This is a genomic window from Enterobacter cloacae complex sp. IR5459 (genome assembly GCF_049238005.1).
Classification (GTDB): Bacteria; Pseudomonadota; Gammaproteobacteria; order Enterobacterales; family Enterobacteriaceae; genus Enterobacter; species Enterobacter hormaechei_C.
In genome coordinates this window covers 180,089-195,953 of sequence record NZ_JBMKIG010000004.1, presented here as the reverse complement: position 1 = coordinate 195,953, position 15,865 = coordinate 180,089, and the positions used below count along the sequence as shown (strand labels likewise).

At 52.9% G+C, this 15,865-nt stretch carries 20 protein-coding genes and 1 other annotated feature; of the genes, 12 read left to right on the top strand and 8 right to left on the bottom strand.

The window, feature by feature from the left end; translation table 11 throughout:
* Nucleotides 1–18: 18 nt before the first annotated feature.
* The 3 genes from ACOTX4_RS10380 to hxpB form a co-directional block, all read right to left on the bottom strand.
* On the bottom strand, nucleotides 19–609 hold the full coding sequence (locus tag ACOTX4_RS10380) for a metal-dependent hydrolase (protein ID WP_015570742.1): 591 nt from the start codon (nucleotides 607–609) through the stop codon (nucleotides 19–21).
* Between the two features lie 95 nt (nucleotides 610–704).
* Nucleotides 705–1,466, bottom strand: coding sequence for a 2-dehydro-3-deoxy-D-gluconate 5-dehydrogenase KduD (kduD, locus tag ACOTX4_RS10375; RefSeq protein ID WP_032658160.1), 762 nt, complete (start codon nucleotides 1,464–1,466; stop codon nucleotides 705–707).
* 128 nt (nucleotides 1,467–1,594) lie between these two features.
* Complete coding sequence (gene hxpB, locus ACOTX4_RS10370; RefSeq protein ID WP_032658162.1) at nucleotides 1,595–2,266, bottom strand: hexitol phosphatase HxpB; 672 nt, start codon at nucleotides 2,264–2,266, stop codon at nucleotides 1,595–1,597.
* A 140-nt stretch (nucleotides 2,267–2,406) separates the two neighbouring features.
* Here hxpB and ACOTX4_RS10365 point away from each other — a divergent pair, with 140 nt between their 5' ends.
* Nucleotides 2,407–2,943, top strand: a complete 537-nt coding sequence (locus tag ACOTX4_RS10365) for a YniB family protein (RefSeq protein ID WP_003857823.1) — start codon at nucleotides 2,407–2,409, stop codon at nucleotides 2,941–2,943.
* A gap of 36 nt (nucleotides 2,944–2,979) precedes the next feature.
* Here ACOTX4_RS10365 and ACOTX4_RS10360 read toward each other — a convergent pair whose 3' ends face one another.
* The 3 genes from ACOTX4_RS10360 to pfkB form a co-directional block, all read right to left on the bottom strand.
* Entirely contained in the window at nucleotides 2,980–3,840 is an 861-nt protein-coding gene (locus ACOTX4_RS10360) for a fructosamine kinase family protein (protein ID WP_022650899.1), read from the bottom strand.
* A 105-nt stretch (nucleotides 3,841–3,945) separates the two neighbouring features.
* Nucleotides 3,946–4,236 (bottom strand): type V toxin-antitoxin system endoribonuclease antitoxin GhoS, encoded by a 291-nt coding sequence (gene ghoS, locus ACOTX4_RS10355; RefSeq protein WP_003857822.1) that lies wholly within the window; start codon nucleotides 4,234–4,236, stop codon nucleotides 3,946–3,948.
* Between the two features lie 91 nt (nucleotides 4,237–4,327).
* A complete protein-coding gene (gene pfkB / locus ACOTX4_RS10350) occupies nucleotides 4,328–5,260 on the bottom strand; it encodes a 6-phosphofructokinase II (protein WP_063937804.1) in 933 nt (310 codons plus the stop codon).
* 296 nt (nucleotides 5,261–5,556) lie between these two features.
* On the opposite strand from pfkB, the gene ACOTX4_RS10345 reads away from it, so the two are divergent.
* Both ACOTX4_RS10345 and ACOTX4_RS10340 read left to right on the top strand, forming a co-directional pair.
* Nucleotides 5,557–6,315 carry a DUF481 domain-containing protein gene (locus ACOTX4_RS10345; protein WP_026080717.1) on the top strand — a complete coding sequence of 253 codons (759 nt, stop codon included), beginning with the start codon at nucleotides 5,557–5,559 and terminating at the stop codon, nucleotides 6,313–6,315.
* A 263-nt stretch (nucleotides 6,316–6,578) separates the two neighbouring features.
* On the top strand, nucleotides 6,579–6,809 hold the full coding sequence (locus tag ACOTX4_RS10340; RefSeq protein WP_022650901.1) for a hypothetical protein: 231 nt from the start codon (nucleotides 6,579–6,581) through the stop codon (nucleotides 6,807–6,809).
* A 149-nt stretch (nucleotides 6,810–6,958) separates the two neighbouring features.
* Here ACOTX4_RS10340 and yniD read toward each other — a convergent pair whose 3' ends face one another.
* Both yniD and yncL read right to left on the bottom strand, forming a co-directional pair.
* Nucleotides 6,959–7,066 carry a small membrane protein YniD gene (yniD, locus tag ACOTX4_RS10335; RefSeq protein WP_003857815.1) on the bottom strand — a complete coding sequence of 36 codons (108 nt, stop codon included), beginning with the start codon at nucleotides 7,064–7,066 and terminating at the stop codon, nucleotides 6,959–6,961.
* 98 nt (nucleotides 7,067–7,164) lie between these two features.
* On the bottom strand, nucleotides 7,165–7,257 hold the full coding sequence (yncL, locus tag ACOTX4_RS10330) for a stress response membrane protein YncL (protein WP_071785204.1): 93 nt from the start codon (nucleotides 7,255–7,257) through the stop codon (nucleotides 7,165–7,167).
* Nucleotides 7,258–7,581: 324 nt separating this feature from the next.
* Here yncL and thrS point away from each other — a divergent pair, with 324 nt between their 5' ends.
* From thrS to btuC, 9 genes are all read left to right on the top strand, one after another.
* The gene (gene thrS / locus ACOTX4_RS10325) at nucleotides 7,582–9,510 is read left to right on the top strand and encodes a threonine--tRNA ligase (protein ID WP_003857814.1); all 1,929 of its coding nucleotides are present in this window, start codon (nucleotides 7,582–7,584) and stop codon (nucleotides 9,508–9,510) included.
* Nucleotides 9,511–9,513: 3 nt separating this feature from the next.
* Nucleotides 9,514–10,056 carry a translation initiation factor IF-3 gene (gene infC, locus ACOTX4_RS10320; RefSeq protein ID WP_023616141.1) on the top strand — a complete coding sequence of 181 codons (543 nt, stop codon included), beginning with the start codon at nucleotides 9,514–9,516 and terminating at the stop codon, nucleotides 10,054–10,056.
* A 97-nt stretch (nucleotides 10,057–10,153) separates the two neighbouring features.
* The gene (gene rpmI / locus ACOTX4_RS10315) at nucleotides 10,154–10,351 is read left to right on the top strand and encodes a 50S ribosomal protein L35 (RefSeq protein ID WP_001124225.1); all 198 of its coding nucleotides are present in this window, start codon (nucleotides 10,154–10,156) and stop codon (nucleotides 10,349–10,351) included.
* Between the two features lie 50 nt (nucleotides 10,352–10,401).
* Complete coding sequence (rplT, locus tag ACOTX4_RS10310) at nucleotides 10,402–10,758, top strand: 50S ribosomal protein L20 (protein ID WP_000124850.1); 357 nt, start codon at nucleotides 10,402–10,404, stop codon at nucleotides 10,756–10,758.
* Nucleotides 10,759–10,875: 117 nt separating this feature from the next.
* Nucleotides 10,876–11,000 (top strand) — a sequence feature (Phe leader region).
* On the top strand, nucleotides 10,881–10,925 hold the full coding sequence (gene pheM / locus ACOTX4_RS10305) for a pheST operon leader peptide PheM (protein WP_001386830.1): 45 nt from the start codon (nucleotides 10,881–10,883) through the stop codon (nucleotides 10,923–10,925). Its footprint overlaps the feature before it by 45 nt.
* 62 nt (nucleotides 11,001–11,062) lie before the next feature.
* On the top strand, nucleotides 11,063–12,046 hold the full coding sequence (gene pheS, locus ACOTX4_RS10300) for a phenylalanine--tRNA ligase subunit alpha (protein WP_063937802.1): 984 nt from the start codon (nucleotides 11,063–11,065) through the stop codon (nucleotides 12,044–12,046).
* Nucleotides 12,047–12,061: 15 nt separating this feature from the next.
* A complete protein-coding gene (gene pheT, locus ACOTX4_RS10295) occupies nucleotides 12,062–14,449 on the top strand; it encodes a phenylalanine--tRNA ligase subunit beta (protein ID WP_063937800.1) in 2,388 nt (795 codons plus the stop codon).
* A 4-nt stretch (nucleotides 14,450–14,453) separates the two neighbouring features.
* Complete coding sequence (gene ihfA, locus ACOTX4_RS10290; RefSeq protein WP_003857805.1) at nucleotides 14,454–14,753, top strand: integration host factor subunit alpha; 300 nt, start codon at nucleotides 14,454–14,456, stop codon at nucleotides 14,751–14,753.
* A 103-nt stretch (nucleotides 14,754–14,856) separates the two neighbouring features.
* The gene (gene btuC / locus ACOTX4_RS10285) at nucleotides 14,857–15,837 is read left to right on the top strand and encodes a vitamin B12 ABC transporter permease BtuC (RefSeq protein ID WP_003857801.1); all 981 of its coding nucleotides are present in this window, start codon (nucleotides 14,857–14,859) and stop codon (nucleotides 15,835–15,837) included.
* The last annotated feature ends 28 nt before the right edge of the window (nucleotides 15,838–15,865 follow it).

The following is a 15,865-nucleotide window of genomic DNA, read 5'->3' as shown; positions in this document are numbered from 1 at the left end:
AGTGATTATATTGTCGGTTTAATGTTCAATCTGGTGATTAATAAAACGATTGAACTGAAATTGCAGCGAGTTGATCATCTGCGATGACCAGCGCACTGCACCATTTTCGGGCAATGTCTGCGGCATCCAGACGGCATACGCAAACAGCGCCATGCACAGAACGCGCTCCAGCTGGTTGCCTTTTTGCGGCACGAGGATTGGCAGGCGGAAACGCCAGCGGCAGGGCCAGAGCAGCGGTACGCCCGCTGGCGTCAGCATATCGGCGAGGATATGGCTTAAGTAGCCAAGCACCATGCCCTGAATGGCATCCGCCGGGACGATCCAGCTCTCCGGAACCTTTAAATAGAAGAGTGTAAGCAGGCCAAATACGGCCAGCAGGCTGTGGGTAAACCCGCGATGACCAAAGGCTCTGGCGATGGGCTTTGAAATCCACTTTAGCCGCTGGCCAAGAAATGACTTTGGATGATCTATGTCCGGCAGCAGGCAGGTAAGTACGGCGGAAGGGACAATATGCCACCAGTCCCCCTGTGCCAGCACAGGGGTCAGTTCAGCGTTTTTAGCAAACACTGCACAGGCAAGTGAAAAAAGCAGGTGGCCTTCCGCCGTCATGATAAAACCCGGTAAACTGTCAATCCATACAGTATAGGGTTTTTATACAGTGTGTGAAAGAGGTGACGGTGTAACTCTTTGTCACAAACCGGCGGTTAGCGCGCCAGCCAGCCACCGTCTACGGCGAGAGTATGACCGTTAACGTAATCAGATGCTCTTGAAGCCAGAAACACCACCGGACCCTGTAAATCCTCCGGGAGACCCCAGCGGCCCGCCGGAATCCGGTCGAGGATCGCCTGGCTGCGCTGCTCATCATCCCGAAGTTGCCGGGTGTTATTTGTCACCATATAACCCGGCGCAATAGCATTCACATTAATGCCCAGCGTTGCCCATTCGTTCGCCAGCAGGCGGGTGAGGCCCAGCACGCCGCTTTTGGACGCCGTATAGGAGGGCACCCGGATGCCGCCCTGGAAGGAGAGCATGGAAGCAATGTTAATGATCTTGCCGCCCTGACCCTGCGCGATAAACTGTTTCGCCACTGCCTGAGAGAGGAAAAAGACTGATTTCAGATTGAGATCGATGACCTCGTCCCAGTCCTTCTCGCTAAATTCCAGCGCATCGGCACGGCGGATGGTGCCGGCATTGTTAACCAGAATATCGATGCGGCCCATCTCAGCGACTGCGGTATCCACCACGCTCTGAATACTCTCCTGCTTGCCAAGATCGGCGCGAATCGCGATAAAGCGTCGTCCCAGCGCCGTAACGCGCGCTGCCGTTTCGTCAGGAACCTTGCGGTTAACCCCCACGATATCGCATCCTGCTTCGGCGAGGGCAATGGCCATGCCTTGCCCCAGACCGGTATCGCACCCGGTCACCATCGCCACTTTTCCTGCCAGAGTAAAAGCATCCAGTATCATACGCGCCTCAGAAGTCAGGTTATTGTCATTCTGCACGTAAGAATAGGAGTCTGGAATGAGAAAAGCAAATAAAGTAAAACGTTGTTTTGATTTTGCGGGGCAGGCAGCCGAAGCTGCCTGAAAGAGCGTTACTCCCCACGCAGATGGCGGGCAGTCAATTCTTCAAGAGACGTCAGCCTGACATCCGCCAGGGCAAAACGGGGATCGTGTCGGCCTTCTTCAGCCGGCACAACGATGGAGCGCATACGTGCGGCTTTGGACGCCACCATGCCGTTAACCGAATCTTCCAGCGCCACACAGGTAAGCGGATCCAGCCCCAGTTTCGCGGCGCAGTCCATATACACCTGCGGATGTGGCTTGCTGTACGGAAGCTTTTCGGCCGAGGCCAGCGCGTCGAAGCTGTCGCGCAGCCCGAACATCGTCAGCACTTTTTCCAGCATATGCAGCGGTGAGGCGGAGGCCAGCCCCACTTTCAGCCCTTGCGCCTTGCACAGGGCGATAGCGTCGCGTACGCCCGGTAACAGAGGCTTATACTCTTCTACGAGGGAGATGGCGCGGTTGATAATGCGCGCCGTAACTTCGTCGCGATCCGGGCCAACCCATGGCTGGTGGGCATACCAAAGGTCAACCACCATATCGATGCGCAGCCCCAGGGTATCGGGAAGCTCGTTACGACGACTGATATCGACGCCGAGGCTGGCCATCACGTCCAGTTCAGCCCGATCCCACAGGGGTTCGGAATCAATCAGCAATCCATCCATGTCAAAAATAGCGGCAAGTATCTTGCGCGGTGTCGACATTACAACATCTCCTTATCTTGGGGTAAGACGAACGGTGCTAAGCACAAGCAATTTAGCATATTGCATGCAAAGAGCGGGCGAAATTGACCGACAGCAGGTAGACTTAGGCACAAATAACGCGTCTTTATGAAGAGGAACTAATGACGTATCAACAAGCTGGACGCATCGCGGTCTTAAAACGTGTTGCTGGTTGGGTTATTTTTATTCCCGCCCTGATTTCAACGCTGATCTCCGTACTCAAATTTATGTACGATCACAGCGAAAAACAGCCGGGCATCAATGCCGTTATGCTTGATTTTGCCCACGTCATGATTGAGATGATGCGGTTTAACACCCCGTTCCTGAACGTCTTCTGGTTCAACTCGCCCACGCCGGATTTTCACCACCAGCTGAATGTCGGTTTCTGGATAATCTATGCGTTGATATTTATCGCGATGGCGTTGCAGGCCTCCGGCGCGCGCATGAGTCGCCAGACCCGCTTTTTACGCGAAGGGGTGGAAGATCAGCTGATACTTGAGAAGGCGAAAGGCCCTGACGGGATGAGCCGCGAGCAGATCGAATCGCGCATTGTCGTTCCGCGTCATACCATTTTTGTGCAGTTTTTCCCGCTCTACATCCTGCCGGTCATCATCATTGTGGCCGGGTATTTCTTCTTTACGCTGCTTGGCTTCCTGTAAATCCTAAGGGAAGGGGCGTGATGCCGCCCCCTCCCGCTATGCCGCCAGAATACGGTCCAGCGCCCGCTGGGCATTTACCAGATGACTCCCGCCAAACAAAATAGCCCGGTTTAGCAAGGTGTACAGCTGATAAACCGGCTGACGATCAAGGAAACCCGCAGGTAACGGCGAGACAGACTGATAGCCATCATAAATTTGCGGCGGCTGTTCAGGGTGCAACGGCAGCATCGCGAGGTCACACTCTCTGTCGCCCCAGTAGCAGGCCGGGTCATATATATAGGGACCATCAGGCCCAAGCGCGCAGTTGTTTGACCATAAATCACCGTGCAGAAGGGAAGCCTGAGGCTGATGCGAAGCCAGACGCTGCTGAATATGTTCAACAATCGCGTCGATGTTGCCGAACGCTAATCCCTTTTCAGCGGCCAGCTCCAGCTGCCAGCCGATGCGCTGTTCGGCGAAAAAAGTCGACCAGCGGCGCTGCCATGCGTTTGGCTGTGGGGTGGTGGAGAGGTCGTTATCGAAATCGAGCCCAAACTGAGGTTGATCGCTCCACTGGTGCAAACGGGCGATCTGTTGCCCGAGAATAAAGGCGTTATGCGCATCCAGAGGACGCGCGGGAAGATAGTTCATCACCAGAAAGCTATAGTCACGATCGCTGCCGACGGCTAAAACCTGCGGAACGGTGACTGTTTTACTGCGCGATAACAGCTCAAGCTGATCGGCTTCGGCAGTAAAAATGGGGAGCAATTCGCGCTCATCACATTTAACGAAAAGATCGCGCCCGGCGTAACGTAAATGCCATGCGGCATGGATCTCTCCGCCTGGCAGTTCGTTACGCAGTTCAATTTCACCTTCACCCAGCTGCTCACTTAAAAGATGACTGATAGCCTGCCACATGATGTCTCTCCCATGTTGTCTGCCAGATCATAAAGTTAGCGCAAAACGGCTATAAAAAAACAGGAACTAACGCACAACTGAGCGGTTTAATTTTATACAGGGCACTTATTGTTCTTTTTTATGCCAGTTTTCCCAGCTATCCACATCAATTTCCGTGGCTTTGTCAGTCACGCTTTCCACCAGGCTACTGGCCAGCGCCTTCACCTCTTCCTGACTCAGCGGGCTTATCAGGCCAAATGCCAGTGAGCCGAGATCGTGAATATTGCCCTCATCGTCCGTCAGCGTAAGCAGAAAATTGGCGCGCGTGAACGCGTTGTTGAGTTCATTCAGTTCGGTCAGCGACGCCTCATGAATATTCACGGTTACGACGTAGCGGGTGATATCACCACTGCTCATAATTCACCTCGTTGTTATCCTGAAAGTTTTCTTAGCATAGTCGATAAGCTCTGTTTAGCGACTTCCCCCTCCATGGGAAGGGGAATTAGGTTCAGCTTCTCTCGAGGTAATCGACAATTTTCTGGGTATCCGCAAGCGAACACAGACGCGTTCCCTGATTGATGGTGGCTGCACTCCCTGCCGCGACGCCATAGCGAGCCATCTCCAGAAGCGAAGCCCCCTGCGCCAGCTTCAGCACCATCGCGCCAACCATACTGTCACCGGCACCCACGGTGCTCTGGCTTTTCATCGGCGGTGGCACAACCTGCACAAAGCCCGTCTTATCGACGGCCAGCGCCCCCTGAGGACCGAGAGAAACAACAACGCGATGTGCTTTGCCCGTACGTACCAGCTCTTCTGCGGCAGTACGAACGTCATCAGGCTGGCTGAGTTCTCGATTAACCAGGGCACTGAGCTCTTTCTGGTTAGGTTTAACGAGTTCAAGTTGTCCGGGTTCTAACGCCGCCTTCAGGGCTTCGCCCGAGCTATCGACAATGCAGCGGATGCCGCGCTGGAGCGCCGCCTGAACCAGCGCCGTCAGTTTCTCTGTTTTGACGCCCGGCGGCAGGCTACCGCTGATCACCAGTAATGAGCCGCTTTCAATGGTCAGCACTTTCTCTTCCAGTTGACGAAACTCATCATCGGTCAATTTCGCCCCCGGCATCACAAAACGATATTGCTCGCCGCTGGATTCAACATGGACATGCAGGTTCTGCCGGGTCCAGTCTTTAGCGTCGACGGTGTCTACGGCAACCTGTTCATCTGCCAGCAACGCCACCAGATGTTCTCCCGTGGCGCCGCCAGCGGGGAAGATGGCGGTGGCTTTTCCGCCGAGATGGGTAATAGCGCGCGCCACGTTAATGCCGCCGCCGCCCGGCTCAAACACCGGCGCGCTACAGCGCAGCTTACCTTCCGGGTAGATTTGCGGCGTTATGGTCGCGGAGTCGAGGGAAGGGGAGAGTGTCAGCGTATAAATCGAAGCCATCATGACCTCCTTTTATCATGGGTTCTTTTAAGCCTGGCACCGTTTGGCAGGAAGGCAACGTAAATAACAGTATGATTTTAAATATGAATGCTGACAAATAACCCGCGCCGGGCATATAAAATAAAACGCGTTTTGGGATCGTTCTTATTCAAAAAATGAAAGAAGAAAATATTGCTATGTTATTTGCGGCTTTTTATAATTTGTTACCTTTCTATGGTCGCCTTGTCATTGATCCGCAAGAAAGTTTCCGAGACCGTGACGGTCTCTTTTTATGTTGTACGGACTCCTTAAATAAAATGAAGCTTTTGAAGACAGTACCCGCAGCACTGATGCTGGCGGGTGGCGTATTTGCGTCACTGAATGCAACCGCCGATGATACCGTTTTTACTGTCATGGACGATCCCTCCACTGCCAAAAAACCCTTTGAAGGTAACGTGAATGCCGGGTATCTGGCGCAATCCGGTAACACGAAAAGCTCCTCCCTGACAGCAGACAGCACCCTGACCTGGTACGGCAACACCACGGCCTGGTCGCTGTGGGGAAATGCCAGCAACACCTCTGCTAACGATCAACGCTCATCGGAGAAATACGCGGTAGGCGGACGTAGCCGATACAACATGACCGATTATGACTACCTGTTCGGGCAGGCGAGTTGGCTGACTGACCGCTACAACGGCTATCGCCAGCGTGATGTCGTAACTGCGGGTTATGGTCGTCAGTTCCTCAATGGGCCGGTGCACAGCCTGCGTTTTGAATTCGGTCCGGGTGTCCGTTACGACGAGTACACCAACGGCGAAGATGAAACCCAGCCGCTGGGTTATGCATCGGGCACCTATGCATGGCAGATGACCGACAACGCAAAATTCACCCAGGGTGTGTCGGTGTTTGGTGCTGAAGATACAACGCTGAACTCAGAAAGTGCGTTGAACGTGGCGATCAATGAACACTTTGGACTCAAGGTGGCGTACAACGTAACCTGGAACTCATCCCCACCTGATTCTGCACCGGAACATACCGATCGCCGAACCACGATTTCATTAGGTTATAAAATGTAATATCGTCGGGCCGAGAATAATCCCGGCCCGTTTTTTATTTTCTGAAACTGTGCTTATTTATATTAAACGGCGTTTTAAAATAATGTGTCTGGTTTCATCTTCATAATTTCTCCATAATTAGCTGGCCAGGGCTTATTCAGTTTATTTGACACGAATTGATAAATAATTTGACTAGGCAAGAATGTGATCCAGATCTACACTTACGGCACAGGCGAAAAACTTGCCTCAGGCATATCGCATTAAATAAGTATGAGAATAAAATTATGAAAAAAATCAAAACCGCTACAGCAGCGATGGTGCTTTCCGCACTTTCATTTGGCGTATTTGCTGCTGATAATACGCAACCTGCCAATGACGTTAACAGCCCAATCGGGATCGCTAAAGCCTCTGATGTAGAAGCAGGCTCCAACATTGCCCCTGGCTCTCAGTCTACCGGCCAGTCAATGAATGATGCATTTGATGTACATAAGCTGGTGGCGGGTGAGTGGTCCTGATATTTCAACTGCCACGTGTGACGGAATATATACGCTGCCACAGCCTGTCGAAAACCGGCTTATGACGTACCGGTTTTGGACCATAAATTATCGTAAAGATAGTTAAGATTTATTCAGTAAATTCACGGCAGGTTTTCGCTGACAAAATATCAGCCCCAGATCATAGCGGCCCAGCGCAGCAGCAACATCGCGCCGCAAATAGCAATTAACACCACGACCATTTTCCAGTGCTTCACGGCAAATCTTTTTGTTGGCATAACCTAATCCTTATCTGTTGATACCCTTAGTCTACCAAAGTCTGCGCCAGAAAGCGCTCAACAAGGGAGAAGAGGTTATGCCGGAACACCGGTTCGGCTTAAAACCAATGGAATCTGTCAGCCAGAATCAATACCAGGCCAGCAGCGGAAAGTAGATTTAATATCACAACGGTTCTACTCGATACGTTCATGTGATACCCCTTCGATGTTTAAGGACCAGATCAAGAATAGCTCAGCACTTACGGATTGCGAGCACCCGTCAACAAAAGTTCATTAATGCAGACAACAGGATGTGCGGTTCAAAACGGTCGCAGGAAGGTGCATTCGCCCTGTCAATAGTGTTACCATTATGTCGCCTGTCGTAAACCCGCATTATTCTGAAATCGGCCGGTGAATGATGACGAACCAATTTGACGATTGTTGGTCAGATGGTTTCGTAATCTACTGTTTAATCACGATTATTTTCTTTGTATATGCTCTTATGTGTGGGGCATCACTGCAAATAAGGATATAAAATGCCTGTAATTACTCTTCCTGATGGCAGCCAACGCCATTTCGACCACGCTGTTAGCCCAATGGATGTTGCCCTGGATATCGGTCCTGGACTTGCAAAAGCAACCATTGCAGGCCGCGTAAACGGCGAGCTGGTAGACGCGTCCGATCTGATTGAAAGCGATGCAACGCTTGCGATCATCACCGCGAAAGACGAAGAAGGTCTGGAGATCATTCGTCACTCCTGCGCGCACCTGTTAGGCCATGCTATCAAGCAGCTGTGGCCAAACACCAAAATGGCGATCGGCCCGGTTATCGACAACGGTTTCTACTACGACGTTGACCTTGACCACACCCTGACCCAGGAAGATATCGACGCGCTCGAAAAACGTATGCACGAGCTCGCCGAAACCAACTATGACGTCATTAAGAAGAAAGTCAGCTGGCACGAAGCGCGTGAAACCTTCGTGAAGCGCGGCGAGAGCTACAAAGTCTCGATTCTTGATGAAAACATCGCTCATGATGACAAGCCAGGCTTGTACCATCACCAGGAATACGTCGACATGTGCCGTGGTCCGCACGTGCCGAATATGCGCTTCTGTCATCACTTCAAACTGATGAAAATCGCAGGCGCTTACTGGCGTGGCGATAGCAACAACAAGATGTTGCAGCGTATCTATGGTACCGCGTGGGCCGATAAGAAAGCCCTGAACGCATACCTGCAACGCCTGGAAGAGGCGGCTAAGCGTGACCACCGTAAAATCGGTAAGCAGCTTGACCTGTATCATATGCAGGAAGAAGCGCCGGGGATGGTGTTCTGGCATAACGACGGCTGGACTATCTTCCGTGAACTGGAAACGTTCGTGCGCTCCAAGCTGAAAGAGTACCAGTATCAGGAAGTGAAGGGCCCGTTCATGATGGACCGTGTGCTGTGGGAAAAAACCGGCCACTGGGACAACTACAAAGATGCGATGTTCACCACTTCGTCTGAGAACCGTGAATACTGCATCAAGCCAATGAACTGCCCGGGCCACGTTCAGATCTTCAACCAGGGTCTGAAATCCTACCGCGATCTGCCGCTGCGTATGGCGGAGTTCGGTAGCTGCCACCGTAACGAGCCATCAGGTGCGCTGCACGGTCTGATGCGTGTTCGTGGCTTTACTCAGGATGATGCGCATATCTTCTGTACTGAAGATCAGGTCCGTGAAGAAGTTAACGCCTGTATTCGTATGGTCTACGATATGTACAGCACCTTTGGCTTCGAGAAGATCGTGGTCAAACTCTCAACGCGTCCGGAAAAACGTATCGGCAGCGATGAGACATGGGATCGCGCAGAGGCGGATCTCGCCGTAGCGCTGGAAGAGAACGGTATTCCGTTCGAATACCAGCTGGGCGAGGGCGCATTCTACGGTCCGAAAATTGAATTTACCCTGTATGACTGCCTCGATCGCGCATGGCAGTGCGGAACGGTACAGCTGGACTTCTCCCTGCCGCAGCGTTTAAGCGCCTCTTATGTTGGCGAAGACAACGAGCGTCAGGTGCCGGTTATGATTCACCGTGCGATTCTCGGTTCACTGGAGCGCTTCATCGGCATCCTGACCGAAGAGTTCGCAGGCTTCTTCCCAACCTGGCTTGCGCCAGTGCAGGTCGTGGTGATGAACATTACCGATTCTCAGGCGGATTACGTTAAAGAATTGACGCAGAAACTACAAAATGCGGGCATTCGCGTAAAAGCAGACTTGAGAAATGAGAAGATTGGCTTTAAAATCCGCGAGCACACTTTACGTCGTGTCCCGTATATGTTGGTCTGTGGTGATAAAGAGGTGGAAGCAGGCAAAGTTGCCGTTCGCACCCGCCGTGGTAAAGACCTGGGGAGCCTGGACGTAAGTGAAGTGATTGAGAAGCTGCAACAAGAGATTCGCAGCCGCAGTCTTCAACAACTGGAGGAATAAGGTATTAAAGGCGGAAAACGAGTTCAAACGGCACGTCCGAATCGTATCAATGGCGAGATTCGCGCCCAGGAAGTTCGCTTAACAGGTCTGGAAGGCGAGCAGCTGGGGATTGTGAGTCTGAGAGAAGCGATCGAAAAGGCTGAAGAAGCTGGAGTAGATTTAGTTGAAATCAGCCCTAACGCCGAACCGCCAGTTTGTCGTATCATGGACTACGGCAAGTTCCTTTATGAAAAGAGTAAGTCTTCTAAGGAACAGAAGAAGAAGCAAAAAGTTATCCAGGTTAAGGAAATCAAATTCCGTCCTGGTACCGACGATGGCGATTATCAGGTAAAACTCCGCAGCCTGATTCGCTTTCTGGAAGATGGCGATAAGGCCAAGATCACGCTGCGTTTCCGCGGTCGTGAGATGGCCCACCAACAGATTGGTATGGAAGTGCTTAACCGCGTCCGTGACGATCTGAGTGAACTGGCAGTAGTCGAATCCTTCCCTACGAAGATCGAAGGCCGCCAGATGATCATGGTGCTCGCTCCTAAGAAGAAACAGTAAGGCCTTCAAGCAGCAAAATCTGTGGAGCCTTCGGGTTTCATAGGTTTTGTTCGCCTATGTTTCGTTTATTTAACAATGCGAAGTGGAAGTTATTAAAATGCCAAAAATTAAGACCGTACGCGGTGCTGCTAAGCGCTTCAAAAAAACCGGTAAAGGTGGTTTTAAGCACAAGCACGCTAACCTGCGTCACATTCTGACTAAGAAAGCTACCAAGCGTAAACGTCACCTGCGTCCAAAAGCCATGGTTTCTAAAGGCGATCTGGGCCTGGTCATCGCGTGCCTGCCGTACGCATAAGTCGTTAACGTTTAACTTTTTTAACTTAGAATAGATACAGGAGAGCACACATGGCTCGCGTAAAACGTGGTGTAATTGCACGTGCACGTCACAAGAAAATTTTGAAACAAGCTAAAGGCTACTACGGTGCGCGTTCACGCGTATACCGCGTTGCCTTCCAGGCTGTTATCAAAGCAGGTCAGTACGCTTACCGTGACCGTCGTCAGCGTAAGCGTCAGTTCCGTCAACTGTGGATTGCGCGTATCAACGCAGCAGCACGTCAGAACGGTATTTCTTACAGCAAATTCATCAACGGCCTGAAAAAAGCCTCTGTTGAAATCGACCGTAAGATCCTGGCTGACATCGCAGTATTCGACAAAGTAGCGTTCACCGCTCTGGTCGAAAAAGCGAAAGCAGCACTGGCATAAGCCAGTTGAGAGAGGGGGCTTTGCCTCCTCTTTTCATTTAACACCATCAGAAGATTGACATTTATCCGTGCAGGCTTTTCAATAAGGTCTTAACGGTTTTTACCCTACAAGGTAACGCAAGCATGAATGCTGCTATTTTCCGCTTCTTCTTTTACTTTAGCACCTGACTTCAGGAGGCTAGCGCGTGAAAGATGAAACGAAAAACAGCGCCAGATAAGCCTCCCGATGGAGGCTTTTTTTGTGCCTGAAGTTAAGAGAATACGTCCAACAATTCGGTGTCTGCACCGACATAATGAGGAAAACCATGTCACATCTCGCAGAGCTGGTTGCCAGTGCAACGGCCGCCATTAACCAGGCCTCAGATGTTGCCGCGTTAGACAATGTCCGCGTCGAATATCTGGGCAAGAAAGGGCATTTGACCCTTCAGATGACTACCCTGCGTGAACTGCCAGCAGAGGAGCGCCCGGCAGCCGGTGCAGTGATTAACGAAGCCAAAGAGCAGGTACAGCAAGCGCTGAACGCGCGTAAAGCCGAGCTGGAAAGCGCAGTACTGAATGCGCGTCTGGCGGCAGAAACGATTGACGTTTCTCTGCCGGGTCGTCGTATTGAAAACGGCGGTCTGCATCCGGTTACCCGTACTATCGATCGTATTGAAAGTTTCTTCGGTGAGCTCGGCTTTACCGTGGCGACTGGCCCGGAAATTGAAGATGATTACCATAACTTCGATGCCCTCAACATTCCTGGCCATCATCCGGCACGTGCTGACCACGACACTTTCTGGTTTGACGCTACCCGTCTGCTGCGTACCCAGACTTCCGGCGTTCAGATCCGTACCATGAAGGAACAGGAACCGCCTATCCGCATCATCGCGCCGGGTCGCGTATACCGTAACGACTACGATCAGACCCACACCCCAATGTTCCACCAGATGGAAGGTCTGATTGTTGATAAAAACATCAGCTTCACCAACCTGAAAGGCACGCTGCACGATTTCCTGAACAACTTTTTTGAGGAAGATTTGCAGGTTCGCTTCCGTCCGTCCTACTTCCCGTTCACCGAACCGTCTGCGGAAGTTGACGTGATGGGTAAAAACGGTAAATGGCTGGAAGTGCTGGGCTGCGGCATGGTGCATCCAAACGTGCTGCGCAACGTGGGTATCGATCCAGCAGTGTATTCCGGCTTTGCGTTCGGTATGGGCATGGAGCGTCTGACCATGCTGCGCTACGGCGTAACCGATTTACGTGCGTTCTTCGAAAACGATCTGCGTTTCCTCAAACAGTTTAAATAAGGGCAGGACAGAACAATGAAATTCAGTGAACTGTGGTTACGCGAATGGGTGAACACCACGCTGGACAGCGACGCGCTTTCCAACCAGATCACCATGGCGGGTCTGGAAGTTGACGGTGTAGAGCCGGTTTCTGGCGCCTTCACCGGCGTGGTCGTGGGCGAAGTGGTTGAATGCGGTCAGCACCCTAACGCTGACAAACTGCGCGTAACAAAAGTCAATGTGGGCGGTGATCGTCTGCTGGATATCGTCTGCGGTGCGCCAAACTGCCGTCAGGGCCTGAAAGTGGCCGTGGCGACCGTCGGTGCGGTACTGCCGGGCGATTTCAAAATCAAAGCGGCTAAGCTGCGCGGTGAGCCGTCTGAAGGTATGCTGTGCTCCTTCTCCGAATTGGGTATTTCCGACGATCACTCCGGCATTATTGAACTGCCGCAGGATGCGCCAGTCGGTACCGATATCCGCGAATACCTGAAGCTTGATGACAACACCATCGAAATCAGCGTAACGCCAAACCGTGCCGACTGCTTAGGCATCATCGGTGTGGCCCGCGACGTGGCCGTGCTAAACCAGACCGAACTGAACGTGCCGGAGATCGCGCCGGTTGAGGCAACCATCAGTGACGTGCTGCCGATTCAGGTAGACGCGCCTGAGGCCTGCCCACGCTACCTCGGTCGTGTGGTGAAAGGTATTAACGTTAAAGCGCCAACCCCGCTGTGGATGAAAGAGAAACTGCGTCGCTGCGGTATCCGTTCTATCGACGCCGTGGTTGACGTCACCAACTATGTTCTGCTGGAGCTGGGCCAGCCAATGCACGCCTTTGATAAAGATCGTATCGAAGGTGGGATCGTCGTGCGCATGGCGAAAGAGGGCGAAACCCTGGTTCTGCTGGACGGCAGCGAAGCGAAACTGAACGCCGACACCCTGGTGATTGCCGATCACAACAAAGCGCTGGCGATGGGCGGTATCTTCGGCGGCGAGCACTCTGGCGTTAACGACGAGACGCAAAACGTCCTGCTGGAATGCGCGTTCTTCAGCCCGCTCTCCATCACCGGCCGCGCACGTCGTCACGGTCTGCACACTGATGCTTCTCATCGCTACGAGCGTGGAGTGGATCCTGCGCTGCAATACAAAGCGATGGAGCGTGCGACTCGCCTGCTGATCGATATCTGCGGCGGTGAAGCGGGTCCGGTAATTGATGTGACCAACGAAGCGACACTGCCGAAGCGTGCGACCATTACCCTGCGCCGCAGCAAGCTGGATCGCCTGATTGGTCACCACGTTGCCGATGCGCAGGTGACCGACATTCTGACGCGTCTGGGCTGCGAAGTCACTGAAGGTCAGGACGAGTGGAAAGCCGTTGCGCCATCCTGGCGTTTCGACATGGAGATCGAAGAAGATCTGGTGGAAGAAGTGGCCCGCGTTTACGGCTACAACAACATCCCTGACGAGCCGGTGCAGGCGGGTCTGGTGATGGGCAGCCATCGCGAAGCCGGTCTGTCTCTGAAGCGTGTGAAAACCATGCTGAACGACAAAGGCTACCAGGAAGTGATCACCTACAGCTTCGTTGATCCTAAGCTGCAACAGCTGATCCACCCGGGTCAGGAAGCGCTGATCCTGCCAAGCCCGATTTCCAGCGAGATGTCAGCGATGCGTCTGTCCCTGTGGACGGGACTGCTGGGCACTATCGTTTATAACCAGAACCGTCAGCAAAACCGTGTACGTATTTTCGAAAGCGGTTTGCGCTTTGTACCGGATACTCAGGCGAATTTAGGCATCCGTCAGGATCTCATGCTGGCCGGCGCCATCAGCGGTAACCGCTATGAAGAGCACTGGGACCTGGCAAAAGGGACGGTTGATTTCTACGATATGAAGGGCGATCTGGAAGCAATTCTCGATCTGACCGGTAAATTATCCGAAATTGAATTCCGCGCAGAAGCGATTCCAGCCCTGCATCCGGGTCAGAGTGCGGCGATCTATTTAGACGGCAAACGTGTTGGTTTCATTGGGGTTGTTCACCCGGAACTGGAACGTAAGCTGGATCTGAATGGCCGTACCATCGTATTCGAACTGGAGTGGAACCCGGTTGCAGACCGCGTCATTCCTCAGGCGCAGGACGTCTCACGCTTCCCGGCAAACCGCCGTGATATCGCGGTTGTGGTCGCTGAAAATGTGCCCGCAGCAGATATTTTGGCCGAATGTAAGAAAGTTGGCGTAAATCAGGTAGTTGGCGTAAACTTATTTGACGTGTACCGCGGCAAGGGCGTAGCAGAAGGTTTCAAGAGCCTCGCTATTAGCCTTATCCTTCAGGATACCAGCCGTACACTCGAAGAAGAGGAGATTGCCGCTACCGTCGCCAAATGTGTAGAGGCATTAAAAGAGCGATTCCAGGCATCATTGAGGGATTGAACCTATGGCGCTTACAAAAGCTGAAATGTCAGAATATCTGTTTGATAAGCTTGGGCTTAGCAAACGGGATGCCAAAGAGCTGGTAGAGCTGTTTTTCGAAGAGATCCGTCGTGCTCTGGAAAATGGTGAGCAGGTTAAACTCTCCGGCTTTGGCAATTTTGATTTGCGAGACAAAAACCAACGTCCGGGCCGTAACCCGAAGACGGGGGAAGATATTCCCATTACAGCCCGCCGCGTGGTGACCTTCAGACCCGGACAGAAGTTAAAAAGCCGTGTCGAAAACGCAACGCCCAAAGCAGAGTAATATGAACTAACTAAAAAGGCCGCTCACGCGGCCTTTTTTCTTTGCGCTATTTGCTAAACCCGCCGTAAAATCAATGATATCTCAACCGGATAACCTATCGTCTATGCTTGATCTTGCCCGTCTTCAGCACCGCTCCGATCTCCGCCGCCTGTGTCTGCTCGGGGTGCTGTTGATTGTCTCCACCACCGTCAGCCTGTGCGCGGGCGATCGGTGGCTGGGGCCGGAAAGCTGGTTTACGCCTGAAGGGCAGCTCTTTGTCTGGCAGATCCGCCTGCCGCGGACGCTGGCTGTCCTTTTAGTCGGCGCTGCGCTGGCGCTGTGCGGTACGATCATGCAGGCATTATTTGAAAACCCTCTGGCGGAACCCGGGCTTCTCGGGGTCTCGAATGGTGCAGGCGTCGGGCTTATCGCCGCCGTGATGTTGGGGGGAGGCGAGCTCTCCGGCTGGGGGATTAGCCTCAGCGCCATCCTTGGCGCGCTGTTGATAACCCTTATCCTTCTGCGCTTTGCTCGTCGCCATTTATCCACCAGCCGGCTGCTACTTGCCGGGGTAGCGTTGGGGATCATCTGTAGTGCGCTGATGACCTGGGCCGTCTACTTTTCTACCTCCTTCGATCTGCGCCAGTTAATGTACTGGATGATGGGGGGATTTGGGGGTGTTGACTGGCGTCAGGGGTGGCTGATGGTGCTCCTGATCCCGGTTATCCTGTGGATGGTGTTCCAGGCGCAGCCGCTGAATATTCTCGCGCTGGGCGAAACGTCTGCTCGCCAGCTCGGGATGCCGATTGGATTCTGGCGCAACGTGCTGGTTATCGCCATCGGCTGGATGGTGGGCGTAAGCGTGGCGCTTGCGGGGGCGATTGGCTTTATTGGGCTGGTGATCCCGCATATGCTGCGTCTGTGCGGCATTACGGACCACCGAACCCTGCTCCCGGCCTCGGCGGTTGCCGGGGCGGCAACGCTGCTGGTTGCCGATATCATCGCCCGACTCGCCCTGACGGCCGCTGAGTTGCCCATAGGCGTGGTGACCGCAACGCTGGGCGCGCCGGTCTTTATCTGGCTACTATTAAAAGCTGGACGTTAAAACACAACCTGTAAGTCAACCTGAGGGA

Excerpts from the sequence above, each read along its gene's own strand:
- kduD (WP_032658160.1), bottom strand. The coding sequence starts at position 1,466 with ATGATACTGGATGCTTTTACTCTGGCAGGAAAAGTGGCGATGGTGACC.
- ACOTX4_RS10345 (WP_026080717.1), top strand. The coding sequence starts at position 5,557 with ATGAAGCTTTTGAAGACAGTACCCGCAGCACTGATGCTGGCGGGTGGC.
- pheS (WP_063937802.1), top strand. The coding sequence starts at position 11,063 with ATGTCACATCTCGCAGAGCTGGTTGCCAGTGCAACGGCCGCCATTAAC.
- pfkB (WP_063937804.1), bottom strand. The coding sequence starts at position 5,260 with ATGGCTTCGATTTATACGCTGACACTCTCCCCTTCCCTCGACTCCGCG.
- rpmI (WP_001124225.1), top strand. The coding sequence starts at position 10,154 with ATGCCAAAAATTAAGACCGTACGCGGTGCTGCTAAGCGCTTCAAAAAA.
- ihfA (WP_003857805.1), top strand. The coding sequence starts at position 14,454 with ATGGCGCTTACAAAAGCTGAAATGTCAGAATATCTGTTTGATAAGCTT.
- ACOTX4_RS10340 (WP_022650901.1), top strand. The coding sequence starts at position 6,579 with ATGAAAAAAATCAAAACCGCTACAGCAGCGATGGTGCTTTCCGCACTT.
- yniD (WP_003857815.1), bottom strand. The coding sequence starts at position 7,066 with ATGCCAACAAAAAGATTTGCCGTGAAGCACTGGAAAATGGTCGTGGTG.
- ACOTX4_RS10360 (WP_022650899.1), bottom strand. The coding sequence starts at position 3,840 with ATGTGGCAGGCTATCAGTCATCTTTTAAGTGAGCAGCTGGGTGAAGGT.
- rplT (WP_000124850.1), top strand. The coding sequence starts at position 10,402 with ATGGCTCGCGTAAAACGTGGTGTAATTGCACGTGCACGTCACAAGAAA.
- btuC (WP_003857801.1), top strand. The coding sequence starts at position 14,857 with ATGCTTGATCTTGCCCGTCTTCAGCACCGCTCCGATCTCCGCCGCCTG.
- ACOTX4_RS10365 (WP_003857823.1), top strand. The coding sequence starts at position 2,407 with ATGACGTATCAACAAGCTGGACGCATCGCGGTCTTAAAACGTGTTGCT.
- ACOTX4_RS10380 (WP_015570742.1), bottom strand. The coding sequence starts at position 609 with ATGACGGCGGAAGGCCACCTGCTTTTTTCACTTGCCTGTGCAGTGTTT.
- yncL (WP_071785204.1), bottom strand. The coding sequence starts at position 7,257 with ATGAACGTATCGAGTAGAACCGTTGTGATATTAAATCTACTTTCCGCT.
- hxpB (WP_032658162.1), bottom strand. The coding sequence starts at position 2,266 with ATGTCGACACCGCGCAAGATACTTGCCGCTATTTTTGACATGGATGGA.
- ghoS (WP_003857822.1), bottom strand. The coding sequence starts at position 4,236 with ATGAGCAGTGGTGATATCACCCGCTACGTCGTAACCGTGAATATTCAT.
- pheT (WP_063937800.1), top strand. The coding sequence starts at position 12,062 with ATGAAATTCAGTGAACTGTGGTTACGCGAATGGGTGAACACCACGCTG.
- thrS (WP_003857814.1), top strand. The coding sequence starts at position 7,582 with ATGCCTGTAATTACTCTTCCTGATGGCAGCCAACGCCATTTCGACCAC.